This window comes from Amycolatopsis sp. WAC 01376, assembly GCF_003947415.1.
Taxonomy (GTDB): domain Bacteria; phylum Actinomycetota; class Actinomycetes; order Mycobacteriales; family Pseudonocardiaceae; genus Amycolatopsis.
Genome location: NZ_QHKL01000002.1, coordinates 712,289 through 734,717, shown reverse-complemented (window position 1 = coordinate 734,717; position 22,429 = coordinate 712,289). Strand labels below are relative to the sequence as shown.

Genomic DNA, 22,429 nt, shown 5'->3' with positions numbered 1-22,429 from the left:
AGCGCCGCACGAGACCCGGACGAGCGCCTCAGCTCACTCGCCGAAGTTCTGGTCGACGAGGTCCTTCACCTTGGTGAGCGCTTCTTCGGCCTGCGCGCCCTTCGCGCGGACCTCGATCCGGTCGCCCTGGCGGGCGCCGAGCGCCATCAGCGCGAGCACGCTGTTGGCGTCCGCGGTCTCGTCGCCGAGCCGCACGGTGACCTCCGCGTCGAGCCCCGCGATGCTCCGGACCAGGACGGCGGCGGGCCGTGCGTGCAGCCCGACCTCGTTCCGCAGCGTGAGTTCGACACTGCTCTCGCCGTCCCGCACACCTTCGTCGAACGTCAGGTCCGGCGGGGCGCCTGCCGAAGCGGCGGCCGCGGCGACGGCGTCACGATCCGCCCCGCCCTGTGCCGCGACGGCGGCGGCTATCGCGCCTTCGACCAGCGGCGCGTCGACGACGACCGCGGCCGACGGGTCGGCGAGCGATTCGACGGCCAGTTCCGCGGTCATCTGCGCGCTGCCGAGGTCGTACAGCAGGACGACGCCCGCTCCCGCGTCGGCGCGCTGCGTCGCGGCGACGACCTCGTCGTAATCCGTTCCGATCCCGCCGTCGGCCAGGCCGCCCGCCGCCGCGATGGTGACGTCCGGGGCCATCTGCGCGGCGAGTTCCGCGAGCCCCTCGGCGAGTTTGGAGCTGTGGGAGACGAGCACGATTCCGACGCTCACTTGGCGGCCTCCGCGAACGCGCGCAGCAGCAACGCGGTCGAACGGGCACCGGGATCCATATGCCCCTTGGCGCGTTCACCGAGGTACGACGCCCGGCCCTTGCGCGGTACGAGGTCCACAGTGGACTCGGCGCCCTTGTCCGCGGCGTCGGCGGCCGCGGACAGGATCGCCGCGACGTCGGAGCCGGAAGCCTCCTCGGCGGCGGAGACGGCGGGGATCAGGGCGTCGACCATGGTCGCGTCTCCCCCGACGGCCTTGCCGCGCGCCTGCACTCCTTCGAGTGCCGCGCGCAGAGCCTCCACGAGCAGCGGGCCGTCCACTTCGGCCGCGTCGCCCAGTTTGACCGAGGCGCGCAGGAAAGCCGTGCCGTACAACGGGCCCGCCGCACCGCCGACCTTCGAGATCAACGTCGTGGCGGCCAGTTTCGCGACCGCCGCGGGGGTCTCGGGGGTCGCGTTGTCCAAAGCGGACACGATGGCGGTGAACCCGCGGTCCATGTTCTCACCGTGGTCGGCGTCGCCGATCGCGCGGTCGAGGTCGACCAGTTCGGCGCGATGCTCGGCGATCACCGCGGCCGCCGCCCGCAAGGCGGCGGCGAGCGTCTCGGCGGTGCAGGCCATCAGACTCCCCACCTCAGTGCCGGGGTGTTCACCGGCGCGTCCCACAACTCGGTCAGCTCGTCGTCCAGTTTCAGCAACGTCAGGCTCATCCCCTGCATCTCCAGGCTGGTGATGTACGGCCCCACCAGGCGCCGCTCGACCACGATCCCACGCTCGGCCAGCAGCCGCTCGGCGATCCCGTGGGCAAGGTACAGCTCGACCAGCGGGGTCCCGCCCATCGAGTTCGAGAACAGCAGGACCTTGTCGCCCTCGCCGAAGGGCAGGTCCGTGACCACCGCGTCGACCATGCGCGCGACGAGTTCGTCGGCGGACAGTGCCGGTGTCCTCTCGATTCCGGGCTCGCCGTGGATGCCGATGCCGAACTCGATCTCGTCGTCGGCGAGGTCGAAACTCGGCTCGCCCGCGTGCGGCACCGTCGGCGCGGTGAGCGCGACGCCGATCGACCGGACCTGGCCGATCACCTTGCGTGCCAACACCTCCACCGCGTCGAGCGGGTCACCTCGTTCGGCGGCGGCGCCGGTGATCTTCTCCAGCAGCACCGTGCCGCCGACGCCGCGACGGCCGGCGGTGTAGGTGGAGTCCTTGACCGCGACGTCGTCGTCGATGACCACGCTGCGCACGTCCAGCCCCTCGGCGGCGGCGAGTTCCGCGGCGGTCTCGAAGTTGAGCACGTCGCCGGTGTAGTTCTTCACGATCAGCAGCGCGCCCGCGTCCCCGGTGGTGGCCTTGACCGCGGCTTCGACGGCGTCCGGCGTCGGCGAGGTGAACACCGCGCCGGGTACGGCGGCGGAAAGCATGCCCTGTCCGACGAAGCCACCGTGCAGCGGTTCGTGCCCGGAGCCGCCGCCGGAGATCACCGCGACCTTCCCGGCCAGTGGCGCGTCCACGCGCACCACGATCGCGGGGTCGTCCTCCACGCGCAGGACGTCCGCGTGCGCCGCGGCGAGTCCGCGCAAGGATTCCGCGACCACCGTCTTCGGGTCGTTGATGATCTTCTTCAAAGCGGCCTCCGACACGTCGGTGGGTGGGGTGTCCCCTTCCTACCTCGCCAGGCCGGATGCCGCCAGCGTCAGGGCTTCGGCAGCTTGGAGATCACCGATTTGGCGATCTTCGCCGCCTTCGCGCAGGACGCCGCTTCGTCCTTCTTCTCGTCGTAGTTCTTGTAGATCACGCTGACGATCTCGGCCTCGTCGTCGGCCCACGGCTTGTGCTGCCATTCGACCTTGCACTCGGCGTCGCTGCCGCTGCCGCCCTTCTGGTACGCGGTGACGCCGTCGATCTCGACCTTCGTGCTGCCCTCGCGCTGCTCCGGCGGCAGGCCGGGGCGGAAGCCGATGGAGATCCGCGGGTTGGAGCCCGGGGTCCAGTCGCAGGAGTGGAAGGTGGTCAGCGTGGTGGCACCGTGCGGCACCACTTCACCGAGGACGGCGGGGTCAGCCGCGGTGCACGGGTCGACAGCGGTCAGCGTGCCCGCGCTGGAGGGGTACTTCGCCGGCGAGGCGTGCAGGCTCTTCACGGCCTTGGCCGCCACCGCGCGCCCGGTCGCGCAGGGGTCCCCGCCGTCGTAGGTGACCGAGAAGCTCACCCCGCGTTCAGGCTTGCGCAGCGTCATGATGCCGACGTCGCAGCTCTTGCCGTCCTTGCTCTTCCGCTCGATCTGCGGGAGCCCTTCGACCGCCGTGACGGTGACGCCACTGGTCGAGACGTATGTCGACGCGCCGATGTCCACGCCGATCGTGAGTTCCTTGCCCCCGGCATCGACGACCTTCGTCCGGCAACTGCCGAACGAGATGGTCGAGGGCCGTGGGTCCTCCGGGGTGCCGAGGCTGCTCAACGCCTCCTTGCCCACCAGCGGGCAAGGATCGATCGTGCGCATCACCACGGGGGTGACCGCCGGGTCGTTGATGTCCCCGTCGGGCACCGGACCGGAACCGGAGCCCGCTTCGGCGGCGACGGTGGTACGGGCGAAGTTGGACTTGCCGAGGTTCTGACCGCAGGCCGACAGCGCGCCGAGTGCGGCGACCAGGGCCAGCACGGACGCGATCCGGCGACGTCGAGCGTTGAGCGACACGACGTGCACGGTAGCCGGACCGCCTCGCGCCTGTCCGGACAACCCGGCTATTCGCCGCTCTCGCCGTCGGTGCCGGGCGGCACCACGATGGGCCGCAGCTTCGCCCACAGCATGAACAACGCCGCGAACACCAGCATGCCGATGCCCGCCCACAGGTTGATGTTGACGTCGGCGGCCTTGGCCAGCTCCTCCTCGGTGGTGAACCAAAGGCCCATGATCGTGAGCACCAGCCCGTAGCCGCCGATGAGCAGGGCGATGATCAGCCGGATGTCGAAGACGCCGGCCTTCTTCGGAGCTTGGGACGCAGCCATCTCCGGCCTCCTAGAAGATGATGTTGAGCACGATGGTCAGGATCAGCACGATGCCCGCGAGCAGGCCGGGCTTGCGGTACCAGCCCGCGTCGTCGCCGGTTTCGTCGTGCTTCAGCGACTCCTTCGGGGTGAGGGAGTACACGAGGCCGACCAGCTGGGCCTCCGGCTTCGGCGCGGTGGCGAGCGAGACCGCGACGCTGACCACGATGTCGACGACGAACGCCGTACCGGCGGCCACGAAGCTGACGCCCTGCCCGGTGAGGCCGAGGATCCCGGCCTGCGACAACAGCCACACGGTGATCGCGGACGCGGTACCGGAGATCAGGCCGACCCAGCCCGCCGTCGGCGTCATCCGCTTCCAGAACATGCCGAGGATGAAGGTGGCGAACAGCGGCGCGTTGAAGAAGGAGAACAGGTCCTGCAGGTAGGTCAGGATGTTCCCGGAGTTCGACGCGATGAACGCGGTACCGATCGCGAGCACGGTGCCGACCGCGGTGACCAGGCGGCCGAGCCGGAGGTAGTAGCCGTCGGACTCGTTCTTCTTCACGTACGACTGCCAGATGTCGTAGGTGAAGACGGTGTTGAACGAGCTCAGGTTCGCGGCCATCCCGGCCATGAACGAGGCGAGCAGACCGGCGATCGCGACCCCGAGCATGCCGTTGGGCAGCAGGTCGCGCATCAGCAGCAGGATCGCGTTGTTCGCGGTGACGCCGCTGGGTGCTTCGCCACCGTCGAGCAGGATCTGCTTGTCCTGGACGTACTCGGACACGGTGACCGCGGCGATCATGCCGGGGATGATCACGATGAACGGGATGAGCATCTTCGGGAAGGCGCCGATGATCGGCGTCCGCCGCGCGGCCGACATGCTCTTCGATGCCATGGCGCGCTGGACCTCGACGAAGTTCGTGGTCCAGTAACCGAAGGACAGCACGAAACCGAGCCCGAAGACGAGACCGAGGATCGAGAGGAAGCTGTTGCCGAAGCCGGTGAGGTTGTCACCCGGCCAAGAGGACAGCTGCGCTTCGCCGCCGGGGCTCGCGGTGACCTTGTCGACCAGGCCCTGCCACCCGCCGACCTTGACCAAGCCGACGATGGTCAGCGGTAGCAGCGCCGCGACGATCACGAAGAACTGCAGGACCTCGTTGTAGATCGCGGCGGACAGGCCGCCGAGCGCGGTGTAGGAGAGCACGACCGCGGCCGCGACGATGATCGACACCCACAGCGGCCAGCCGAGCAGGAGGTTCACCACGCTGGCGAGCAGGAACAGGTTCGCGCCGGCGATGAGGATCTGCGCGCTCGCGAAACTGATGCCGTTGACCAGGTGTGCGGGTTTGCCGAACCGGCGGAGCATGAACTCCGGGACACTGCGGACCTTCGAGCCGTAGTAGAACGGCATCATCACGATGCCGAGGAACAGCATCGCCGGGATCGCGCCGATCCAGAAGTAGTGGAAGGTCGGGAGGCCGTAGAGCACGCCGTTGGCCGACATGCCCATGATCTCGACCGCGCCGAGGTTCGCCGAGATGAAGGCGAGACCGGTGACCCAGGCGGGCAGCGAGCGGCCGGAGAGGAAGAAGTCGAGGCTGCTCGAGACCGACCTTCGCGCCAGGTACCCGATGCCGAGCACCAGCGCGAAATAGAAGGCGAGCAGGACGTAGTCGATCGGACTTGCGTCGAGCCGCAGGTTCGCATCGGCCAGCACGTGCAACCGACCCACCTCCATTAGTGAAAACGTTCACGAGAAACGCCGGTATCGCGTCAATCGCGGACCATACTGCATGGATTCAGGAACGGCAGTGCGGGTGGGCGAGGTCGGCCCGGATGTGTACGAAAGGGCAGTTTTTGACAATTCTTGTCCGGTTCACCGCGCGTGAAGGGGTCCGGTGAGCGCGCCCGCCGGGTGGTCGTGAGTGGCGATTCGGGTTAGAACCCGAATCGCCACTCACGACTCCCGTGAGCGGTGGGGGTTTACCGGTCCGTGGGCAGGCCGACTTCGCCGTCCTCCTCGATCAGCCGGGCGAGGACGTCGTCCGGCATGTACGTGCGGTGCGGGTAGCCCGAGCCCCACGAGTTGAGGAACGGCACGGCGCCGAGTTCGTCGGCACGCGGGTTGCCCAGCACCGCGTGCACCTCCTCGACCGTCTTCGCCCAGCGGTAGGCCTGGAGGCCGTTCTTGGCGTCGGGCGTGTAGGCGGCCCGCTTGACGTGATCGTCGTCGGCGTAGGTCTCCGACCACGGGACGTGCCCCAGTTCGAGCAGCACCTCGGCCGCCGCGCGGACGGACGTGCCGTTGTTGTCGCCGGGGTTGGTCTCGCCCCATTCGTCACGCAGCTTCGACTGGTCCCACAGCCACCGCGCGGCGTAGAGGTCACTGTTGAACAGCGTCATGCACCGCGACCAGCCGAAGCCGACGCAAGCGCCTTCCTTGCCCTGGTCGTAGAAGGAGTACTGGGTGTCTCCGTCGGTCGATTCACCGGGTTCGAGGCAGACACAGTGCCCGCCGCGGATCCTGGTGAGCGTTTTGGCGCCACCCTTCGCGACGAAGAACTCGCCGGATTTCTCGTCCTTTTCCGGGACGTCGAATTCCTTGTACCAGTTGACGCCGATGACGACCGGAGACCGGGTGGGCCGGTCCTCGGTGGCGAGCGCGGTCAACGGATAGCGCTCGATGTGACGCCAGTCGTCCGGGACGAACCGGCCGAGGCGGCCGTCCGCCGGGTCACTGCCGATCGGGCGATAACGCATGGGATCCTCCTATCCCTCATCCCACCGGAATACCGCCGGCGAGTTCACTGCGGCACGATCTTTTCCAGAAACCGCCGCGCGGCCTCCCGCCCGCTTTCGAAGAGGCGCTTCTTCTCCTCTTCGCCGAGCCCGAAGTCGACGGCGGAAATCCCGGTCGTGTCGACGTAGACCGTCCTCCGGTTCACACCTTCCTCGTGCAACCGGTAACGATTCCAGTCCGACAGCAGGGTTTCGAGCGAACCGATGGCGATCCGCAACGCACTCTTCACCGGTTTGTCCCTACCGCCCAGTGGCTCCCCGGAAAGCTTCACGCCCCAGGTCGGCCATCGCGGCTTCTTCGTGTCGGTCCGGTCGAAGACGGTGATGGGGAAGTTCGACAGCAGGCCGCCGTCGACCCAGGTGACCGTGCCCTCGGGACGGACGTCGAACTGCACCGGCCGGAAGTAGAGCGGAATCGACATCGACGCGCGGACGGCGTCGACGATCTTCTCCGCGCCGGGGTCGCGGCCGTACTGGGAATAATCCCAAGGCAACCGGACGAGGACGCGGCGGGTCAGGTCGCTGACGTGGACGACGAGGGAATACCGTTGGTACGGAAGCAAAGTACCTTCGGGATCCTCGATGGCGAGATCGGCGAAAGTGCGCACACCGACCTCTTCCAGCAACGGCGTGAGCCATTCGACGAGATAGTCACCGGAATGCATCCCGTCGTGCAGGAGCAGATCGACGCCGTCGCCGATCGGGCCGGTGACCTTGTCGAGCAGGGACTGGTCCTGGAACCGGCGGCAGTCCATGTCGTTCATCACCGCTTCCAGACCGCCGAGATCCTTCCCCGCCTTCTGATAAGCGGCGACCAGCGTCGCGACGATCGCCCCGGCGCTCGTCCCGGCGATCCGCGGGAACGAATAACCGGCTTCGTGCAACTCCAGCACCGCACCCAGCAGCCCGATGCCTTTGACGCCGCCGCCTTCTAGTACGAGATCGACGTGTTTCCGAGAATCACTCATGGCCCATCACCCCTGCGACCGCGACCACCGGATGTCGGTGGTACCCCTCGCGGAAATCGAGTGTGGCACAGCGCGAGACGGAGGAATCCGCCGTTCACCCGAATGGCACGGAAACAGCTGGTTCTTTTGCGAAAGAACCCGAGTTCGTTAATTTCCCGCCGCCCTTTCGGGCATTCTGTGGCGCGGGAAATAATGCAGATACAAAACCGAGGACTCGATTCGGTATCGACTGTTCAGCGTCGCGTTCAGTCCTCTGGATGCGGTACTTGCGCGTGCAACCACCGCATCGAGAGGACTGAACGCGAGTGAGCGCGTAACACAACGCCGTCGGCGATCGACTTCGCAGCATGAACCGTGTCGTGATCGCGTTCCTCGTCGTGGTTCTCGCCGTGCTCACAGCGAGTTGTGCCGAACAGCAAGGCGCTTCTCAGACGACCACGGGCAAGTCGACTTCGTCCGCCGTGACGACATCGACGCGGCCACCGTCTTCAAACCCCACTCCGACCAGCACGATCATCTCGACGACGCAGCCAAGCGAGTACCCGAAATTCGTGCCCAAGTCGAAGGTCGACAAGCGGTACACCCAGTACGTCACAGGCGACAAGATGGTGATGCTCGCGCCGGGCGTATACGCCGAGCCTTCTCCGGACGCGGTACTGGGCACCCTCGACGATTACAGCTCCTACCTGGGCAACTGCACTGCGATCAAACGCTACTCGGAAACTCACCCGGGTGGACACACCTGCTGGTGAGCTCGCAGCCCACGGCCCCACCGCATTTAGTCCTCTGAATGCGGTACTTGCGCGTGCAACCACCGCATCGAGAGGACTGAACGCGAGCGGGAGGTCAGAAGAGGCGGAACTCGTCCGACTCGATGCCGCGCAAAGCGTCGTAGTCCAGCGTGAGGCACCGGATACCCCGGTCCTCGGCCAGCACCCGCGCCTGCGGCTTGATGATCTGCGCCGCGAAGACGCCCTGCACCGGCGCCAGCAGCGGGTCGCGGTTGAGCAGTTCGAGGTATCGCGTCAGCTGCTCGACGCCGTCGATCTCGCCGCGCCGCTTGATCTCGACGGCGACGCTGGCACCGTCGGCGTCGCGGGCCATGATGTCGACCGGTCCGATCGCGGTCGGGAATTCCCGCCGCACCAGGGTGTAGCCGTCGCCGAGGGTCTTGATGTGCTCGGCGAGCAGTTCCTGCAGGTGCGCCTCGACGCCGTCCTTCTGCAGTCCCGGTTCCGCGCCGAGTTCCTGGGCGTGGTCGTGGAAGATCTCGTCGATGGTGATGACGAGCTTCTCCCCCTGCTTGTTCTCGACGATCCACAGCTTGCCGTCCTCGATCAGCCAGCATGGCGGGCTCATCCAGTTCAGCGGCTTGTAGGCGCGGTCGTCCGAGTGCACGGACACCGAGCCGTCGGCCTTCACGAGCAGCAGCCGGGTGGCCATCGGCAGATGGGCGGTCAGACGGCCGGCGTAGTCGACCTGGCAGCGAGCGATCACAAGGCGCACCACGCGAGGGTAGGACAAGCACGGCGATACTGTGCGCATGGACCCCGTTCAGCGTGTCAGCTCGCGTGAGGTGTATCGGAACAACTGGATGACCGTGCGCGAGGACGCCGTCCGGCGGCTCGATGGTTCCGAGGGGATCTACGCCGTCGTCGACAAACCCACCTGCGCCGTGATCATCCCCTTCGACGGTGCCCGGTTCCACCTGGTCGAACAGTTCCGCTATCCGATCGGGCTGCGGCGGTGGGAGTTCCCCATGGGCACCGCGCCGAACCGGGCCGACGTCCCGCCGGTCGAACTCGCCGCTCGCGAACTGCGCGAGGAGACCGGGCTGATCGCTGGGACGATGACCGACCTCGGCCAGACCGACGTCGCCCCCGGTACCTCGAGCCAGCGCGGGCGCGTCTTCCTCGCCACGGACCTCACGCAGGGTGAAGCTCAGCGTGAGGTCGAGGAGCAGGACATGCGGACGGCGTGGTTCGAGCTCGGCGAGTTCGAGAAGATGATCGCCACGGGTGACATCACCGACGCGCAGACGCTGGCCGCGTACACGCTGCTGCTCATGCGCGAACGCGCGCTCTGACCCAGCTCGCCCCGTGCAATGAAGGGGCCTTTCATTGCAAAATTTGCTATGAAAGGCCCCTTCATTGCGCGCGGGAGCGCTCAGTCGGGCCACACCGGGGAACGCTTCTCCAGGAAGGCCGCCATTCCCTCACGCGCCCCCGGCAGCTGCGACGCCGAGGCCATCACCTCCAGCGCCAGCGCGTAGGCGTCGGCCTCGGGCCGGTCCAGCTGCGCGTAGAGGGTCTGCTTGCCCATCGCCTTGCTCGCCCGGCTTCCCCGCGTCGCGCGCCCGAGCAGTGAGGCGACGGCTTCGTCGAGCGAGTCGTCCGGGACGACGCGGTTCACCAGACCCCAGTCCAGTGCGGTCGCGGCGTCGACGACGTCGCCGGTGAGTGCCAGTTCCATCAGCCGTTTCCGCCCGATCGCGCGGGCCACCGGCACCGCCGGGGTGTGGCAGAACCAGCCGCCCTTGCCACCGGGGAGGGCGAATCCGGCGGATTCGGCGGCGACGGCGAGGTCGCACGAGGCCACCAGCTGGCAGCCCGCCGCGGTCGCGAGCCCGTGCACCCGCGCGACGACGACCTGCGGCACCGACTGCATCGTGCCCATCAGGTCCGTGCACAGGCGCAGCAGCTCGCGCACGCCCATCAGGTCACGCGCGGCGACGTCGCCGAAGTCGTGTCCCGCCGAGAACACCGGCCCGGCGCCAGCCAGGACGATCCCGGTAGCGTCGGTCTGCCCGGCCTCGCGGAACGCCGCGAGCAGCTCGGCGAGGTGGTCCGCCGACAGTGAGTTGCGCCGCGCGGCGCGGTTCATGGTGATCGTGACGGTGTCACCGTCCCGCTTCACGAGGATGTGCTCGTACTCGGCCATGCTTCGACGGTAACCGACCGGAACGTCCGGCGATACGAATCGGGGCCGACACCGACGTCGGCCCGCAGCCGTCGTCGCAGGTTGGCGGCGGTGCCGAGGCCGGAACGCTGCGCGACCCGCTCGACCGGGAGCTCGGTGGTCTCCAGCAGCCGCCGCGCGAGCCGCACCCGCTGCGCGCGCAGCCACCGCCCCGGCGTCACCCCGGTGGCCGCCGCGAACTCGCGGTGGAAGGTCCGCTCGCTCAGCCCGGCGTGACCGACGAGGTCGTCGACACCGATGTCGTCGGCGATCCGCGCCAGCGCCCAGTCCATTGTGGACGATACACTCGGCCGTGACGGCTTTGGCGGCAACGGGTTGTCGACATACTGCCGCTGGCCGCCTTCCCGTGCGGGCGGCATCACGAGGCGGCGGGCGAGGGCGGCGGCGATCTCGGCGCCGTGATCGCGGCGCACCAGATGCAGGCAAAGGTCCAGCCCACCGACCACGCCGGCGGACGTCAGCACGTCACCCTCGTCGGTGAACAGGACGTCCCGCTGGACGACGGCGTCGGGAGCGGCGGCTTCGAGGTCGTCCAGCAGCCGCCAGTGCGTGGTGACCGACCGGCCGTCGAGCAACCCGGCCGCGGCGAGGGTGAAGGCCCCGGAACACAGCGACGCCACGGTTGTCCCCTCCCGGTGAGCCTTGCGCAGCGCGGCGGCGGCCGCCGCGGGCACCTCGGCGTGCGGATCGACCCGGCCGGGCACGAGGACGAGGTCGCAGCCCGCCAGTCCGCTCAGCCCATGGGTCGCCTCGACCTGGCCGAACGGGTGAGTGGCGATCCGGCCGCGGCCGGACGCACAGAGCCGGACATCGAAGGGGCCGATGCCGCTGTCGGTCCGGTCGACGCCCCAGACCTCGCCGATCACGCCCAGATCGAAGGACCGGCTGCCCGGCAAGAGGAGCACACCCACGGTTCTCATGGCAGAAAAGTACCGCATCGCGCTTCTTCTGCCACTCCCCTCCGGCGACGGAACGCGTGAAACTCGAAGCCATGACCACTGAGAACAAGGCCCTGCTCGTGATCGACGTCCAGCGCGGCTTCGACAAGCCCGTCTGGGGCCCGCGCAACAACCCCGGCGCGGAGGCCAACATCAAGGCGCTCGTCGACGCCTACCAGGAGCGCGGGCTGCCGATCGTCCTGGTGCACCACGATTCCGTGAAGCCCGGCTCGTCGCTGCAGCCTGGCCAGGAGGGCAACCACTTCAAGCCCGAACTCGACGGCGTGCGCGCGGATCTGGTGTTCGGAAAGAAGGTCAACTCGGCCTTCCACGGCGACATCGATCTCGACGGCTGGTTCAAGACGCGCGGCATCACTTCGTTCGTGCTCGCCGGTATCCAGACGAACTTCTGCTGCGAGACCACCGCGCGCGTCGGCGGGAACCTCGGCTACGACGTGACTTTCGCGCTCGACGCGACCTTCACCTTCGACCTCGCCGGGCCGGACGGCAGCGTCCTGACCGCCGACGAGCTGTCCAAGGCGACCGCGACGAACCTGCACGGCGGCGGGTTCGCCACGGTCACCTCGACGAAGGAGATCCTCGGGAGCCTTTGAGACCGGCGGACCGGGATGGGGCGCGGTGGTCGTGAGTGGTAAGTGTCGTTAGAACGACACTTACCACTCACGACCACCTGTACCGACGCCCTCCCGCAGCCCCCTCCCGCCCCCTCCCGCAGCCCCCTCCCTCAAGCGCGGTCGATGACCGCCTTGAGGAACCGCCGCGTCCGGTCGTGGTCCGGATCGTTGAACAGCTTGTCCGGTGTGGCGTCCTCCAGCACCTGCCCCTGGTCGAACATCATCACCCGATCCGAGACGTCCCGCGCGAACTGCATTTCGTGCGTGACACAGAGGATCGTGATGTCGGTGGACGCCGCGATCTCGCGCAGCACGCGCAGGACGTCGGCGACCAGTTCCGGGTCGAGTGCCGAGGTCACCTCGTCCAGCAGCAGCACGTCCGGCCGCATCGCGAGCGCACGGGCGATCGCGACGCGCTGCTGCTGGCCACCGGAAAGCCGGCTGGGGTGCTCGTCCTTCTTGTCCGTGAGCCCCACCATTTCCAGCAGTTCGACGGCCCGCGCCTCGGCCTCGTCCCGCGCGACGCCGAGCGAGTGGATCGGCGCTTCGGTGATGTTGCGCAGCACGTTCATGTTGGGGAACAGGTTGAACTGCTGGAACACCATGCCGATCCGCTTGCGGGCCTCCCGCAGGTGCTTCTCGTCCGCGGGCACCAGTTTCTCGCCGCGCTTCTGGTGGCTCAGGTAGTCGCCGCAGACCTCGATGGTGCCGCCGTCGACCTTCTCCAAGGTCATCAGCAGCCGCAGGATCGTCGTCTTGCCGGACCCGCTCGGCCCGATCAGCGAAACGAATTCCCCTGGCGCGACAGTGAAATCGAGGTCCCGCAGCACGACGTGCTCGCCGTAGGACTTGACAACCTGCGAGAACCGGATCATCGGGGAATCAACTGTGGGCGGCACGTCGCTCCAACCTTCTCACCAGAATCGAAGCCGGCAGGCTCACCAGCAGGAACAGCACCCCGGCCAGGGTGTACGGCTCGACGACGCGGAATGTTTCGGCGCCGACCTCTTTCGCCCGGTTGAGCACGTCGAGGACGCCGATCCCGAGCAGCAGCGGGGTTTCCTTGAACATCGAGATCGTGTAGTTACCCAAGGCGGGCAACACCCGGGGAACCGCTTGCGGCAGGACGACCGCCGTCCACACCCGTTGGCGTGGCAGGTTCAGCGCGGTCGCGGCCTCCCACTGTCCTCTCGGGACGGCCTCGATCCCGGCCCGGTACACCTCGGCCGCGTACGTCGCGTAATGCACGCCCAGCGCCACGACACCGGTGACGAACGCCGACATCGTGAAACCCGTCAGCGGTGGCACCAGGTAGTAGATCGCGAACACCTGGATCAGCAACGGGGTGCTGCGGACGAACTCGATGAACAGCGTGATCGCCTGCGACAGCACGGGAATCCCCGTGCGGCGGATCAGCGCGAACACCAGCCCGAGCGCGTAGGCGACGGCCGAGGCGAGCAAGGTGATCTCGACCGTGACGAGAAGACCCTCCAGCAGCAGGGGAATCGAATCGAAGGCCGCTTCCCAGCTCCAGTCCATCAGATACCCCCCGCCGCGGCAGTCATCTTCGCCGGCGCCCTGCCCAGGCGCCGCGCCGCGACCCGCTCCAGCGCCCGCATCCCGCTGGTGATCAGCAGGGCGATGAGCAGGTAGAGGACGAGTTCGGTGCCGTAGATCCAGCCGATCTCGGAGCCGAACACCGGCCGCAGCAGTTCACCTTGCCGTGCCATCTCCGGGACGGCGATGAACGAGAGCAGCGCGGTGCTCTTCAGCAACTGGATGAACAGGTTGTTGAACGGCGGCAGCATTTCCGCGAACGCCTGCGGCAGGATCACGCGCCGCATCCGCTGGGCGGGTGTCAGGTTGAGCGCGATGGCACCTTCGAACTGCGCCCGCGGGACCGAATTCACCGCACCGCGCACGATCTCGGCGCCGTACGCGCCGTGGTTCAGCCCGAGCACGAGGATCCCGGCGAACATCGGGACCAGCTGAAAGCCCACCAGCACGGGCAGGACGAAATACAGCCAGAACAGCTGGACGACCTCCGAGGTACCGCGGAAGATCTCCACGTATACCCGGGAAATCCCCCGCACGAGCCGGGACGGCGATCTCAGCGCGAGCCCGGCGACCAAGGACAGCACCACGGTGAGCGCGATCCCGCCGAAAGCGGCGGTGACGGTCGCGGTCAGTCCACTGAGGACGGTCGTGATGATATGCGACACCGACGACGACATGACGTCAGCCCCGTTACACCGCGCAGAGTTTCTCGGTGGTGACGTCGGGCTTCGGCAGGTTGGCCGCCGTGAACCCGAACGGCGTCACGATCCTGGTCCATTCGCCACTGTCCTGCAGCTTCTTGAGTTCGGCGTTGAAGGCCTCGCGCAAGGGGTTGTCGTCCTTGCGGAAGACGAAGGCACCGGCGGAAACGACCGGCTTGCCGTCCTTGATCGGATCGAAGCCGGGCGTGACTTCGGCTGCCGCGCCAGGGCTCTTGCCCAGCACGTCCTTGAGGGAGATGTCGGTGAGCGCGGCGCAGTAGACCCGGCCGTCGGTGACCGCGCGGAGCATGTTGTCCTGCGAATCGAGGGTGACGATCTGGTCCTCGGCGACACCGGAGTCGGTGGCGTACCCCTTCTCCACGGCCGCCGAGAGCACGGCGACCTTGACCTTCTTGGCCGCGATGTCTTCGAACTTCAGCACCTGCTGCGGATTTCCCTTGGGTACCAGCAAAGCGGTGAGCGCCGAGTAGTCGGGGATCGAGAAGGCCGCCGCGTCGCACCGCTCCTTCTTGATGTTCATCCCGGCCGCGACGATGTCGTACTTCCTGGCGTTGAGCCCGGGGATCAGCTGGTCGAACGAGACCGCTTCGGCTTCCACGTTGTCGATGCCCATGGCCTTGAAGACGGCCCGGGCGACTTCGGGGGCTTCCCCGGTGACCTTGCCGCTCTGGTCCGTGAAACCGTAGGGCGCTTCGTTCGCGATACCGATCTTGATCTTCTTCGCGTCCTTGGCCGCTTGCAGCGCGTCCCCGGAGGAGGTCGACGTGCACGCGGACAACAGCACCGGACCGCCGATCGTCACCGCGCCAAGAACAGCCGACCGCCGGAAGAATTCTCGCCTCGACCACTCGCCGTGCGCCATCGCCGCACCCCTTTTCGATTAATCGGTTTAATCGAAACGTAGGTGGGTACCTTTGTCCCGGCAATGTGAGCGGCTCACCCACCAGTGGCCGTTACGGTACCGAGATTAACGGTGACGTTAAGTGCTCAGGCCGTGGCGCTCCCGCACCAATCCGACAATTCCGTCCATGATGTCGGTGAGTTCGTAGTCCTTCGGCGTGAACACCCTCGCGATCCCCCGCTCCAGCAAGAGCTTCTCGTCGTCGGGCGGGATGATCCCGCCGACGATGACCGGGATGTCGCCCGCGCCCGCGGCCCGCAGACCGTCCACGACCTGCGGCACGACCTCGAGATGCGAACCCGAGAGCACCGAAAGCCCGACCACGTGCACGCCCTCCTGGACGGCGGCCGCGACGATCTGTTCCGGCGTGAGCCGGATGCCCTGGTACACCACCTCGAACCCGACGTCGCGCGCCCGGACGGCCACCTGCTCGGCGCCGTTCGAATGCCCGTCGAGGCCGGGTTTGCCGACCAGGATCCGCAGCCGCTCGCCGATCTCGGTGTTCGTCGCCTTGACCCTGTCGCGGACGCGGCGGAGTTCCGCGTTGCCCTCGCCCGCGGCCGCCGACGCGGAAACCCCGGTGGGAGCACGGTATTCGCCGAACACCTCGCGCAGCGCACCCGACCATTCACCGGTGGTGACGCCGGCGCGGGCGCACTCGATCGTCGCCTCGAACAGGTTCTCCGACGTCTTCGCGATGGCCTTCAGCTTCTCCAGCGCCGACTCGGCGGCCGCGCTGTCGCGGTGCGTCCGCCATTCCTCGATCGCCGTGACGGCCTGCTTCTCGACGGCGGGGTCGATCGTTTCGATCGCCTTGGCGCCCTCCGCTTGCAGCGGGGAAGGCTCCGTGGTCTCGAACTTGTTGACCCCGACCAGGATCCGCTCGCCGTTCTCCATACCGCGCCGGTACTCCGCGAGCGAAGCGACGAGTTGCGACTTCATGTAGCCGCTCTCGACGGCCGCGACCGCGCCACCGAGATCCTGCACCCGCGCGATCTCCTCGCGCGCGCCCGCCATGATCTCGTCGACCTTGGCCTGGATGACGTGCGAGCCGTCGAAGATGTCCTCGTACTCCAGCAGGTCGGTCTCGAACGCGAGCACCTGCTGCATCCGCAGCGCCCACTGCTGATCCCACGGCCGGGGCAGGCCGAGCGCCTCGTTCCACGCGGGCAGCTGGATCGCGCGGGCCCTGGCACCGCGGGAAAGCGAGACCGCGAGCATCTCCAGCACGATGCGCTGGACGTTGTTCTCCGGCTGCGCCTCGGTCAGTCCCAGCGAGTTGACCTGCACGCCGTAACGCAGCCGCCGCGCCTTGGGATCCGTGACGCCGTAACGATCCCGGGTGATCTCGTCCCACAGCGCGGTGAACGCGCGCATCTTCGACATCTCTTCGACGAACCGCACACCGGCGTTGACGAAGAACGAGATCCGCGCGACCACCTTGGCCATGTCGGCCTGCTCGACCTGCCCGGAATCGCGGACCGCGTCGAGGACGGCGATGGCGGTGCACAACGCGTACGCGACCTCTTGCGTCGGCGTCGCGCCGGCTTCCTGCAGGTGATAGCTGCAGATGTTGATCGGGTTCCACTTCGGCACGTGGTGCACGGTCCACGCGATCATGTCGGTGATCAGGCGGAGACTCGGGCCCGGCGGGAAGATGTAGGTGCCGCGGGAGAGGTATTCCTTGATGATGTCGTTCTGCGTCGTGCCGGTGAGCTTGGCCAGCACTTCGTCGACGTCACGTCCCTCGGCTTCGGCCTGCTCGCGCGCTACGGAGACGTAGAGCGCCAGCAGCCACATGGCGGGCGCGTTGATCGTCATCGACGTGTTGGCCTCGGCGAGCGGGATGCCGTCGAACAGGCGCCGCATGTCGCCGATATGCGAGACCGGGACGCCGACCTTGCCGACCTCACCCTTGGACAGCTGGTGATCCGGGTCGTAGCCGGTCTGCGTCGGCAGATCGAAGGCGACCGAGAGACCGGTCTGCCCCTTCGCCAGGTTGCGGCGATACAGCTCGTTGGACGCGGCCGCGGACGAGTGGCCCGCGTAGGTCCGCATCACCCAGGGGCGGTCCCGTTCACGGTCCGTGGGATAGGGCACGGTACACCTCCGGCGCTGGACGACCGCTTGAGTGTACCGGCCGGTAACATCGACCGCGTAGTTGAATCAGACACAGTCGGGTCATTCTCCGGCGACCGGTTCGTGGCGCTGTCGTGCCTCGTCCACGGCTTTCGCGAGCTTTTCCCGCACTTTCGCCACATCGCTGACACCCACCAGGATGACCGGCGCCTCGCGATCCTTCCCGGTGCCCGCGCCGAAGTTCGCCGACGCCCACGCCAGGACGCCGAGCCTGCCGAAGGTGATCGTCCCGGTCTTGCCGGGCCCCGGGGTGACCACGGGATCGGCCAGCCCGGCCAGCTCCTTGGACCTTTCCTTGCGGCGGACCAGCGAACTGGTCTCGATGACCCGGCCGTCCGTCACTGCGTAGGTCGTCGAAGCGAGCCTGAGATAGCGGATCAGCGGCCTGCCGGCGAAATGGAACGCCCCCGCGACGGTGAGCACGGCCCACGCGGCGACGTGGAACGCCGTGTCGTGGTTTCCGGCGAAGAACAGCGTGACCCCGACGAGCCAGAGCAGGCCGACGGGGACGTTGAAGTAGTCGCCGGGATTGAAGAGGGGCCTGCGTACCGGCTGTCCGGCCCAGATGACCCGTTCGCCTGGAAGGAGGTCGATCTGCCCCTCATGCATGCCAAGGCACCCTACCCGTCCGCGAGGCGGGCGAGGAGTGTCCGTTCGTCGGTGAAGCTGCGGGCCGAGCCGTCGGTACAAGTGGTCGTGAGTGGCGATTCGGGTTCGAACCCGAATCGCCACTCACGACCCACCCGGCCCAGGGCCCACCGCGACGGCGCCCGGGGACTGTGACCGAAATCCGGGAGACTCGCCCACAGACGGCGGCTAGCGTGAGTGACCGTGACCTGGAGTTCGTACAGCAGCTATCTGCTCATCGTCGTCCTGATCGTCCTCGCGCCGGGGCCGGACACGATGATCATGCTCAAGAACTCGCTCTCCGGCGGCACCCGCGGCGGCTTCCTCGCCACGGCGGGGGTCTTCGTGGCCAACACCGTCCAGGGCACCGCGGCCGCGCTCGGTCTCGGCGTCGTCATCGCGCAGTCGCAGCCGGTGTTCGTGACGCTCAAGTGGGTCGGCGCCGCGTACCTCGTCTTCCTCGGTTTCCAGGCGCTGCGCGGCGCGTGGCGAGGCGACTACTCCGGCGTCGCGGCGGTGAAGCAGCAGGGAGCGAGCGGATTCCGCCGCTTCCGCGAAGGCTTCCTCTCCAACATCACCAACCCCAAGGTGCTCGTGCTGTACCTGTCGGTGCTGCCGCAGTTCCTCGACCCCGCGACGACGTCGGCGTGGCACGCGCTGCTGCTCGCCTACACCGTCGCGGTGCTGGGCGCGATCTGGCTGATGACGCTGCTGTTCTTCGTGCACCGCGTGCGCACCTGGCTGGAACGCCGCAAGGTCCGCCGCGCACTCGACGGTGTCACCGGGACCGCACTGGTCGGTTTCGGCGCGGCGTTGGTGCTCGAGTCATGACCTGGGGTGTCTACGGCGGTTTCGCGCTGATGATGCTGGCGCTGGCGCTCGTCCCCGGTCCGGACAACATGGTGGTGCTGAAGAACGCGCTCTCCGGCGGCATCCGCGGCGGGGGCTGGGCCTGTTTCGGCGTCGGCGTCGCGAATCTCGCGCAGGCCACCGCCGCCGCGCTCGGTCTCGGCGCGGTCATCATGAACTCGCGGCCGGTGTTCGAAGCCGTGAAGTGGGCCGGTGCGGCTTACCTCTGCTACCTGGGGATCCGGGCGCTGATCGGCGCCTACCGCGGCGATTACGGGCAGCTCGCCGAGACCGCCGCCGCCCGGCGGAGCGGATTCCGTCGCTGGCGGGAGGGCTTCCTCTCCAACGTCACCAATCCGAAGGTCCTCGTGCTGTACCTGTCGGTGCTGCCGCAGTTCCTGATCCCGGGCATCACCGGCACCGGCGACGCCCTGCTGCTGGCTTACACGATCGCGGCGGCGGGCACCGTCGCCCAGCTTCTGCTGCTGTTCTTCGTGCACCGCGTGCGCACCTGGCTGGAACGCCGCAAGGTCCGCCGCGCACTCGACGGTGTCACCGGGACCGCACTGGTCGGTTTCGGCGCCGCTCTCGTGCTCGAGTAACCCCTTCGGCCGTTCACGCGATACTCCATATGTCGCAATGGCGCGACCTCAGGGAGGCTTCGATGAACAAGAAGACCTACGGCGTTCTCGCCGGAGCCGCCTTCTCTCTCCTTCTTCTAGGCGCGGGCCCCGCCGACGCCGGCGAGCGCGGCAACGGCGGCGCTCCTCCCGGGCACACCAAACCGCAGCCACCGTCCAAAGCGGACTTCTCCGGGCACGGTGCCAACAAGCACGGCCCCTACGATTCCACCCGCGACGGTTCGCCGTCCGCCAACGGGAACGGCGGCGGGAAAGCCGCCGGGAAACCCTGTGCCGGTTGCGTCGGCAAGGCCGACAACAAGAACCCGCCCGGTCAGCTGCCCGGTGGTTCCGACGCCGACGCGGGCTACGAATGCGACCGCAACCACGGCGTCGGGCGCGGCAATCCCGCGCATACGGCCTGTGTGCCGGACCGGACACCGCCCGCCACGAACCCGCCGGTCGAGACTCCCCCGCCAGGGGGATCGCGCGCCGAAGTCGTGGCGCCCGCGGTCGTGCCGGTAGTGGCCGTCGCACCTCGCGCCGACGCCGCCATCGCGACGCCTCCGTCACTGGCCAAGACCGGTTTCGATCTCGAACCCGCGCTGCTGGCCGGGCTGGGCCTGCTGACTGCGGGCGGTGCCGCGGTCTTCGCCGGCACCCGGCGGCGCAGGGACGCGTGACTACTTTCGGCGGATGACTTCGCGGCGTCCACCACGTTGAATCCCGTCTCCAGAAGCACTAGTCGAGGAGGCCGTTCGTGAGGTTCACCCCCGCCGCCACCGTCGCGGCGCTGTCCGCCGCCCTCTTGCTGGGCGGCGCCACCGCCGCGCCCGCGATCAACTCCTACAACGCCACCCCGGCACCCGAGCGCACCGAAGTCGGCGCCCTGGTCGCCACCTGGGACAACGACGGCGACCCCGCCACGCCCGACCGGGTCGACTGGGTGTGCTCCGGCACCATGGTGGACGCCGACACGTTCCTCACCGCCGCGCACTGCACCACCGGCTGGCCCGCCAACGTGCGGTTCTTCGTCTCACTCGACCAGGACGTGCAAGCGGGGCTCGACGCGGCAGCGAAGAAGTACCCCGGCGACCCGGCCGCGGTCGCCAAGGCCGTCGCCGTGGAAGGGGTCGCGCACAACGAGCCCGGCTACCCCGGCAACTCGGCCGACTCGCACGACATCGCCGTCGTCCAGTTGCCCGCGAAGCAGGTCGCCGCGCGTTGGACCTTCAAACCCGCCAAGCTGCCCAGCGCCGGACAGCTCGACGCGCTCGGCCCGCAGGCGCTGAACTCGACGCCGTTCGTGGTCGCCGGCTACGGCACGCAAGAAGCCGTGAACGGGCCGGGCGGGCACACGCATCCCGGTGGCGGGGTGCGGATGAAGGCGCCGGTCACCTTCAACGCACTGAACAACACGTGGGTGCGGCTCGCGATGACGGCACCGCAGGGCAACGGCGGTGCCTGCTACGGCGACTCCGGCGGCCCGAACTTCGCCACCATCGGCGGCGAGCGCGTCCTGGTGTCGACCACCATCACCGGTGACGGGCCTTGTTACGCCACCAACGTCACCTACCGGCTGGACTCGCCGACGTCGCGTGACTTCCTCGCGCCGTTCGTCGCCCTGCCCTGATCGCGCGTGAAGGCCCCCTTGCCTCGGCTGAGCCGAGGGAAGGGGGCCTTCACGCGCGTTTGATCAAGCCCGGTCGGGTTCTCCCGCGACGCGCTCGATCCGGGCGCCGAGGCGGTTCAGGTTCTCCACGAAATGCGGGTAGCCGCGGTCGATGTGGAAGACGTCCCAGACCTCGGTGACGCCGTCCGCGCACAGCCCCGCCAGCACCAGCCCGGCGCCGGCGCGGATGTCCGCGGCCCACACCGGAGCGCTCGAAAGCCTCTCCACGCCGCGGACGACGGCGTGGTGCCCGTCGGTGCGGGCGTCGCCGGAAAGCCGCATCATCTCTTCGATGAACCGGAACCGGGCCTCGTAGATGTTCTCCGTGATCATCGACGTGCCTTCGGAGACCGCCGACAACGCCACCGCGAACGGCTGCAGGTCGGTCGCGAAACCGGGGTACGGCAGCGTCACCCAGTCGACGGCCTTCGGGCGCTCGTTCTGGACGATGCGGAAACCCTTGCCCTCGAACGTCTCGACCTCGGCGCCCGCCAGGCGGAGCTTGTCGAGGACCAGGTCGAGGTAGTGCGGGTTGACGCCGCGGACGGTCAGGTCGCCCCTGGTCATCGCGGCGGCGAACGCCCAGGTCGCGCCGACGATGCGGTCGCCGATCACGCGGTGCTCGGTGGGGTGCAGCTTCTCGACGCCCTCGACGGTGAGGGTCGAGGTGCCCGCTCCTTCGACCTTCGCGCCCATCTCGGTCAGCATCGTGCAGATGTCGACGATCTCGGGCTCGCGCGCGGCGTTGTCGATGACCGTGGTGCCCTCGGCGAGCACGGCCGCCATCAGGATGTTCTCGGTGGCGCCGACGCTCGGGAAGTCCAGCCAGATCTGCGCGCCGCGCAGCCCGTCTGCCTTCGCCACTACACAGCCGTGCTCGATGGTGCTGGTGGCGCCCAGTTTGCGCAGGCCGTTCTGGTGCATGTCCAGCGGACGGGAACCGATCGCGTCTCCGCCCGGCAGCGCCACGACGGCCTGCTTGAGCCGTCCGACCAGGGGACCAAGAACGCAGACCGACGCACGCAGCTTGCCCATCGCGGCCGAATCGGCCCGGTGCGACAGTTCGGCGGGGGTGGTGATCTTGGCGGTGTCGCCGTCGATGACGACCTCGCAGCCGACACTGCGCAGGACGTCGCCCATCAGGGGGACGTCCAGGATCTGGGGGCAGTTCGTGATGGTCGTCGTGCCTTCGGCCAGCAGGGCCGCGGCCATCAGTTTCAGGACGCTGTTCTTGGCCCCGACCACGTCGACCTCGCCGACCAGCCGAGCTCCGCCGTGCACGTCGAAGTGCTCACTCATGGGCGCCAATCATGCCCTCTCGCCCGGAT

Annotated in this window: 25 protein-coding genes; 7 read left to right on the top strand and 18 right to left on the bottom strand. The window is 68.2% G+C overall.

Annotation, left to right across the window (positions count from 1 at the left end):
• Positions 1-33 precede the first annotated feature (33 nt).
• From dhaM to DMH03_RS12685, 8 genes are all read right to left on the bottom strand, one after another.
• Positions 34-708, bottom strand: coding sequence for a dihydroxyacetone kinase phosphoryl donor subunit DhaM (gene dhaM, locus DMH03_RS12720; RefSeq protein ID WP_125792202.1), 675 nt, complete (start codon positions 706-708; stop codon positions 34-36).
• Positions 705-1,328, bottom strand: a complete 624-nt coding sequence (gene dhaL / locus DMH03_RS12715) for a dihydroxyacetone kinase subunit DhaL (protein WP_125792201.1) — start codon at positions 1,326-1,328, stop codon at positions 705-707. Before dhaL ends, dhaM begins: the two co-directional genes overlap by 4 nt.
• Positions 1,328-2,329 carry a dihydroxyacetone kinase subunit DhaK gene (dhaK, locus tag DMH03_RS12710; RefSeq protein WP_125792200.1) on the bottom strand — a complete coding sequence of 334 codons (1,002 nt, stop codon included), beginning with the start codon at positions 2,327-2,329 and terminating at the stop codon, positions 1,328-1,330. The genes dhaL and dhaK overlap by 1 nt, the downstream gene beginning before the upstream one ends.
• A gap of 68 nt (positions 2,330-2,397) precedes the next feature.
• Complete coding sequence (locus DMH03_RS12705; protein WP_233611479.1) at positions 2,398-3,399, bottom strand: DUF3558 domain-containing protein; 1,002 nt, start codon at positions 3,397-3,399, stop codon at positions 2,398-2,400.
• 47 nt (positions 3,400-3,446) lie between these two features.
• Entirely contained in the window at positions 3,447-3,710 is a 264-nt protein-coding gene (locus DMH03_RS12700) for a hypothetical protein (protein WP_125792198.1), read from the bottom strand.
• Between the two features lie 10 nt (positions 3,711-3,720).
• Positions 3,721-5,418: a sodium:solute symporter family protein gene (locus DMH03_RS12695; RefSeq protein WP_125792906.1), complete on the bottom strand. Its 1,698-nt coding sequence runs from the start codon at positions 5,416-5,418 to the stop codon at positions 3,721-3,723.
• Between the two features lie 260 nt (positions 5,419-5,678).
• Positions 5,679-6,455 (bottom strand): hypothetical protein, encoded by a 777-nt coding sequence (locus DMH03_RS12690; protein WP_125792197.1) that lies wholly within the window; start codon positions 6,453-6,455, stop codon positions 5,679-5,681.
• 44 nt (positions 6,456-6,499) lie between these two features.
• Complete coding sequence (locus tag DMH03_RS12685; RefSeq protein ID WP_125792196.1) at positions 6,500-7,462, bottom strand: patatin-like phospholipase family protein; 963 nt, start codon at positions 7,460-7,462, stop codon at positions 6,500-6,502.
• A 347-nt stretch (positions 7,463-7,809) separates the two neighbouring features.
• Here DMH03_RS12685 and DMH03_RS12680 point away from each other — a divergent pair, with 347 nt between their 5' ends.
• Positions 7,810-8,214: a hypothetical protein gene (locus tag DMH03_RS12680; protein ID WP_148106382.1), complete on the top strand. Its 405-nt coding sequence runs from the start codon at positions 7,810-7,812 to the stop codon at positions 8,212-8,214.
• A 94-nt stretch (positions 8,215-8,308) separates the two neighbouring features.
• Here DMH03_RS12680 and nucS read toward each other — a convergent pair whose 3' ends face one another.
• Positions 8,309-8,968 (bottom strand): endonuclease NucS, encoded by a 660-nt coding sequence (gene nucS, locus DMH03_RS12675; RefSeq protein ID WP_034308895.1) that lies wholly within the window; start codon positions 8,966-8,968, stop codon positions 8,309-8,311.
• A 37-nt stretch (positions 8,969-9,005) separates the two neighbouring features.
• On the opposite strand from nucS, the gene DMH03_RS12670 reads away from it, so the two are divergent.
• Positions 9,006-9,548: an NUDIX hydrolase gene (locus DMH03_RS12670; RefSeq protein WP_125792194.1), complete on the top strand. Its 543-nt coding sequence runs from the start codon at positions 9,006-9,008 to the stop codon at positions 9,546-9,548.
• Positions 9,549-9,628: 80 nt separating this feature from the next.
• On the opposite strand, the gene DMH03_RS12665 is transcribed toward DMH03_RS12670, so the two are convergent.
• Positions 9,629-10,402, bottom strand: a complete 774-nt coding sequence (locus DMH03_RS12665) for an enoyl-CoA hydratase-related protein (RefSeq protein ID WP_125792193.1) — start codon at positions 10,400-10,402, stop codon at positions 9,629-9,631.
• Entirely contained in the window at positions 10,375-11,361 is a 987-nt protein-coding gene (locus DMH03_RS12660; protein WP_125792192.1) for a GlxA family transcriptional regulator, read from the bottom strand. The genes DMH03_RS12665 and DMH03_RS12660 overlap by 28 nt, the downstream gene beginning before the upstream one ends.
• Positions 11,362-11,432: 71 nt before the next feature.
• Here DMH03_RS12660 and DMH03_RS12655 point away from each other — a divergent pair, with 71 nt between their 5' ends.
• The gene (locus tag DMH03_RS12655; RefSeq protein ID WP_125792191.1) at positions 11,433-11,993 is read left to right on the top strand and encodes a cysteine hydrolase family protein; all 561 of its coding nucleotides are present in this window, start codon (positions 11,433-11,435) and stop codon (positions 11,991-11,993) included.
• 131 nt (positions 11,994-12,124) lie between these two features.
• Here DMH03_RS12655 and ehuA read toward each other — a convergent pair whose 3' ends face one another.
• The 6 genes from ehuA to DMH03_RS12625 all read right to left on the bottom strand — a co-directional run bounded on the left by ehuA (position 12,125) and on the right by DMH03_RS12625 (position 17,942).
• Positions 12,125-12,889, bottom strand: coding sequence for an ectoine/hydroxyectoine ABC transporter ATP-binding protein EhuA (gene ehuA / locus DMH03_RS12650; RefSeq protein WP_125792905.1), 765 nt, complete (start codon positions 12,887-12,889; stop codon positions 12,125-12,127).
• A gap of 7 nt (positions 12,890-12,896) precedes the next feature.
• On the bottom strand, positions 12,897-13,553 hold the full coding sequence (ehuD, locus tag DMH03_RS12645; RefSeq protein WP_125792190.1) for an ectoine/hydroxyectoine ABC transporter permease subunit EhuD: 657 nt from the start codon (positions 13,551-13,553) through the stop codon (positions 12,897-12,899).
• Positions 13,553-14,248: an ectoine/hydroxyectoine ABC transporter permease subunit EhuC gene (gene ehuC, locus DMH03_RS12640; protein ID WP_125792189.1), complete on the bottom strand. Its 696-nt coding sequence runs from the start codon at positions 14,246-14,248 to the stop codon at positions 13,553-13,555. Before ehuC ends, ehuD begins: the two co-directional genes overlap by 1 nt.
• Before the next feature lie 13 nt (positions 14,249-14,261).
• Positions 14,262-15,155, bottom strand: a complete 894-nt coding sequence (ehuB, locus tag DMH03_RS12635) for an ectoine/hydroxyectoine ABC transporter substrate-binding protein EhuB (protein ID WP_125792188.1) — start codon at positions 15,153-15,155, stop codon at positions 14,262-14,264.
• A gap of 117 nt (positions 15,156-15,272) precedes the next feature.
• Positions 15,273-17,294, bottom strand: a complete 2,022-nt coding sequence (locus DMH03_RS12630) for a protein meaA (protein WP_125792187.1) — start codon at positions 17,292-17,294, stop codon at positions 15,273-15,275.
• Positions 17,295-17,375: 81 nt separating this feature from the next.
• Positions 17,376-17,942 carry a hypothetical protein gene (locus DMH03_RS12625; protein WP_125792186.1) on the bottom strand — a complete coding sequence of 189 codons (567 nt, stop codon included), beginning with the start codon at positions 17,940-17,942 and terminating at the stop codon, positions 17,376-17,378.
• 222 nt (positions 17,943-18,164) lie between these two features.
• Here DMH03_RS12625 and DMH03_RS12620 point away from each other — a divergent pair, with 222 nt between their 5' ends.
• The 4 genes from DMH03_RS12620 to DMH03_RS12605 all read left to right on the top strand — a co-directional run bounded on the left by DMH03_RS12620 (position 18,165) and on the right by DMH03_RS12605 (position 21,062).
• Positions 18,165-18,791, top strand: a complete 627-nt coding sequence (locus DMH03_RS12620) for a LysE family translocator (RefSeq protein ID WP_125792185.1) — start codon at positions 18,165-18,167, stop codon at positions 18,789-18,791.
• Positions 18,788-19,411 carry a LysE family translocator gene (locus tag DMH03_RS12615; protein WP_125792184.1) on the top strand — a complete coding sequence of 208 codons (624 nt, stop codon included), beginning with the start codon at positions 18,788-18,790 and terminating at the stop codon, positions 19,409-19,411. The genes DMH03_RS12620 and DMH03_RS12615 overlap by 4 nt, the downstream gene beginning before the upstream one ends.
• Before the next feature lie 62 nt (positions 19,412-19,473).
• The gene (locus tag DMH03_RS12610; RefSeq protein ID WP_233611477.1) at positions 19,474-20,112 is read left to right on the top strand and encodes an LPXTG cell wall anchor domain-containing protein; all 639 of its coding nucleotides are present in this window, start codon (positions 19,474-19,476) and stop codon (positions 20,110-20,112) included.
• 77 nt (positions 20,113-20,189) lie between these two features.
• Positions 20,190-21,062: a trypsin-like serine protease gene (locus DMH03_RS12605; RefSeq protein ID WP_125792182.1), complete on the top strand. Its 873-nt coding sequence runs from the start codon at positions 20,190-20,192 to the stop codon at positions 21,060-21,062.
• A gap of 63 nt (positions 21,063-21,125) precedes the next feature.
• Here the strand turns inward: DMH03_RS12605 and murA are convergent, their stop codons facing one another.
• Positions 21,126-22,400 carry a UDP-N-acetylglucosamine 1-carboxyvinyltransferase gene (gene murA, locus DMH03_RS12600; RefSeq protein WP_125792181.1) on the bottom strand — a complete coding sequence of 425 codons (1,275 nt, stop codon included), beginning with the start codon at positions 22,398-22,400 and terminating at the stop codon, positions 21,126-21,128.
• Positions 22,401-22,429 lie beyond the last annotated feature (29 nt).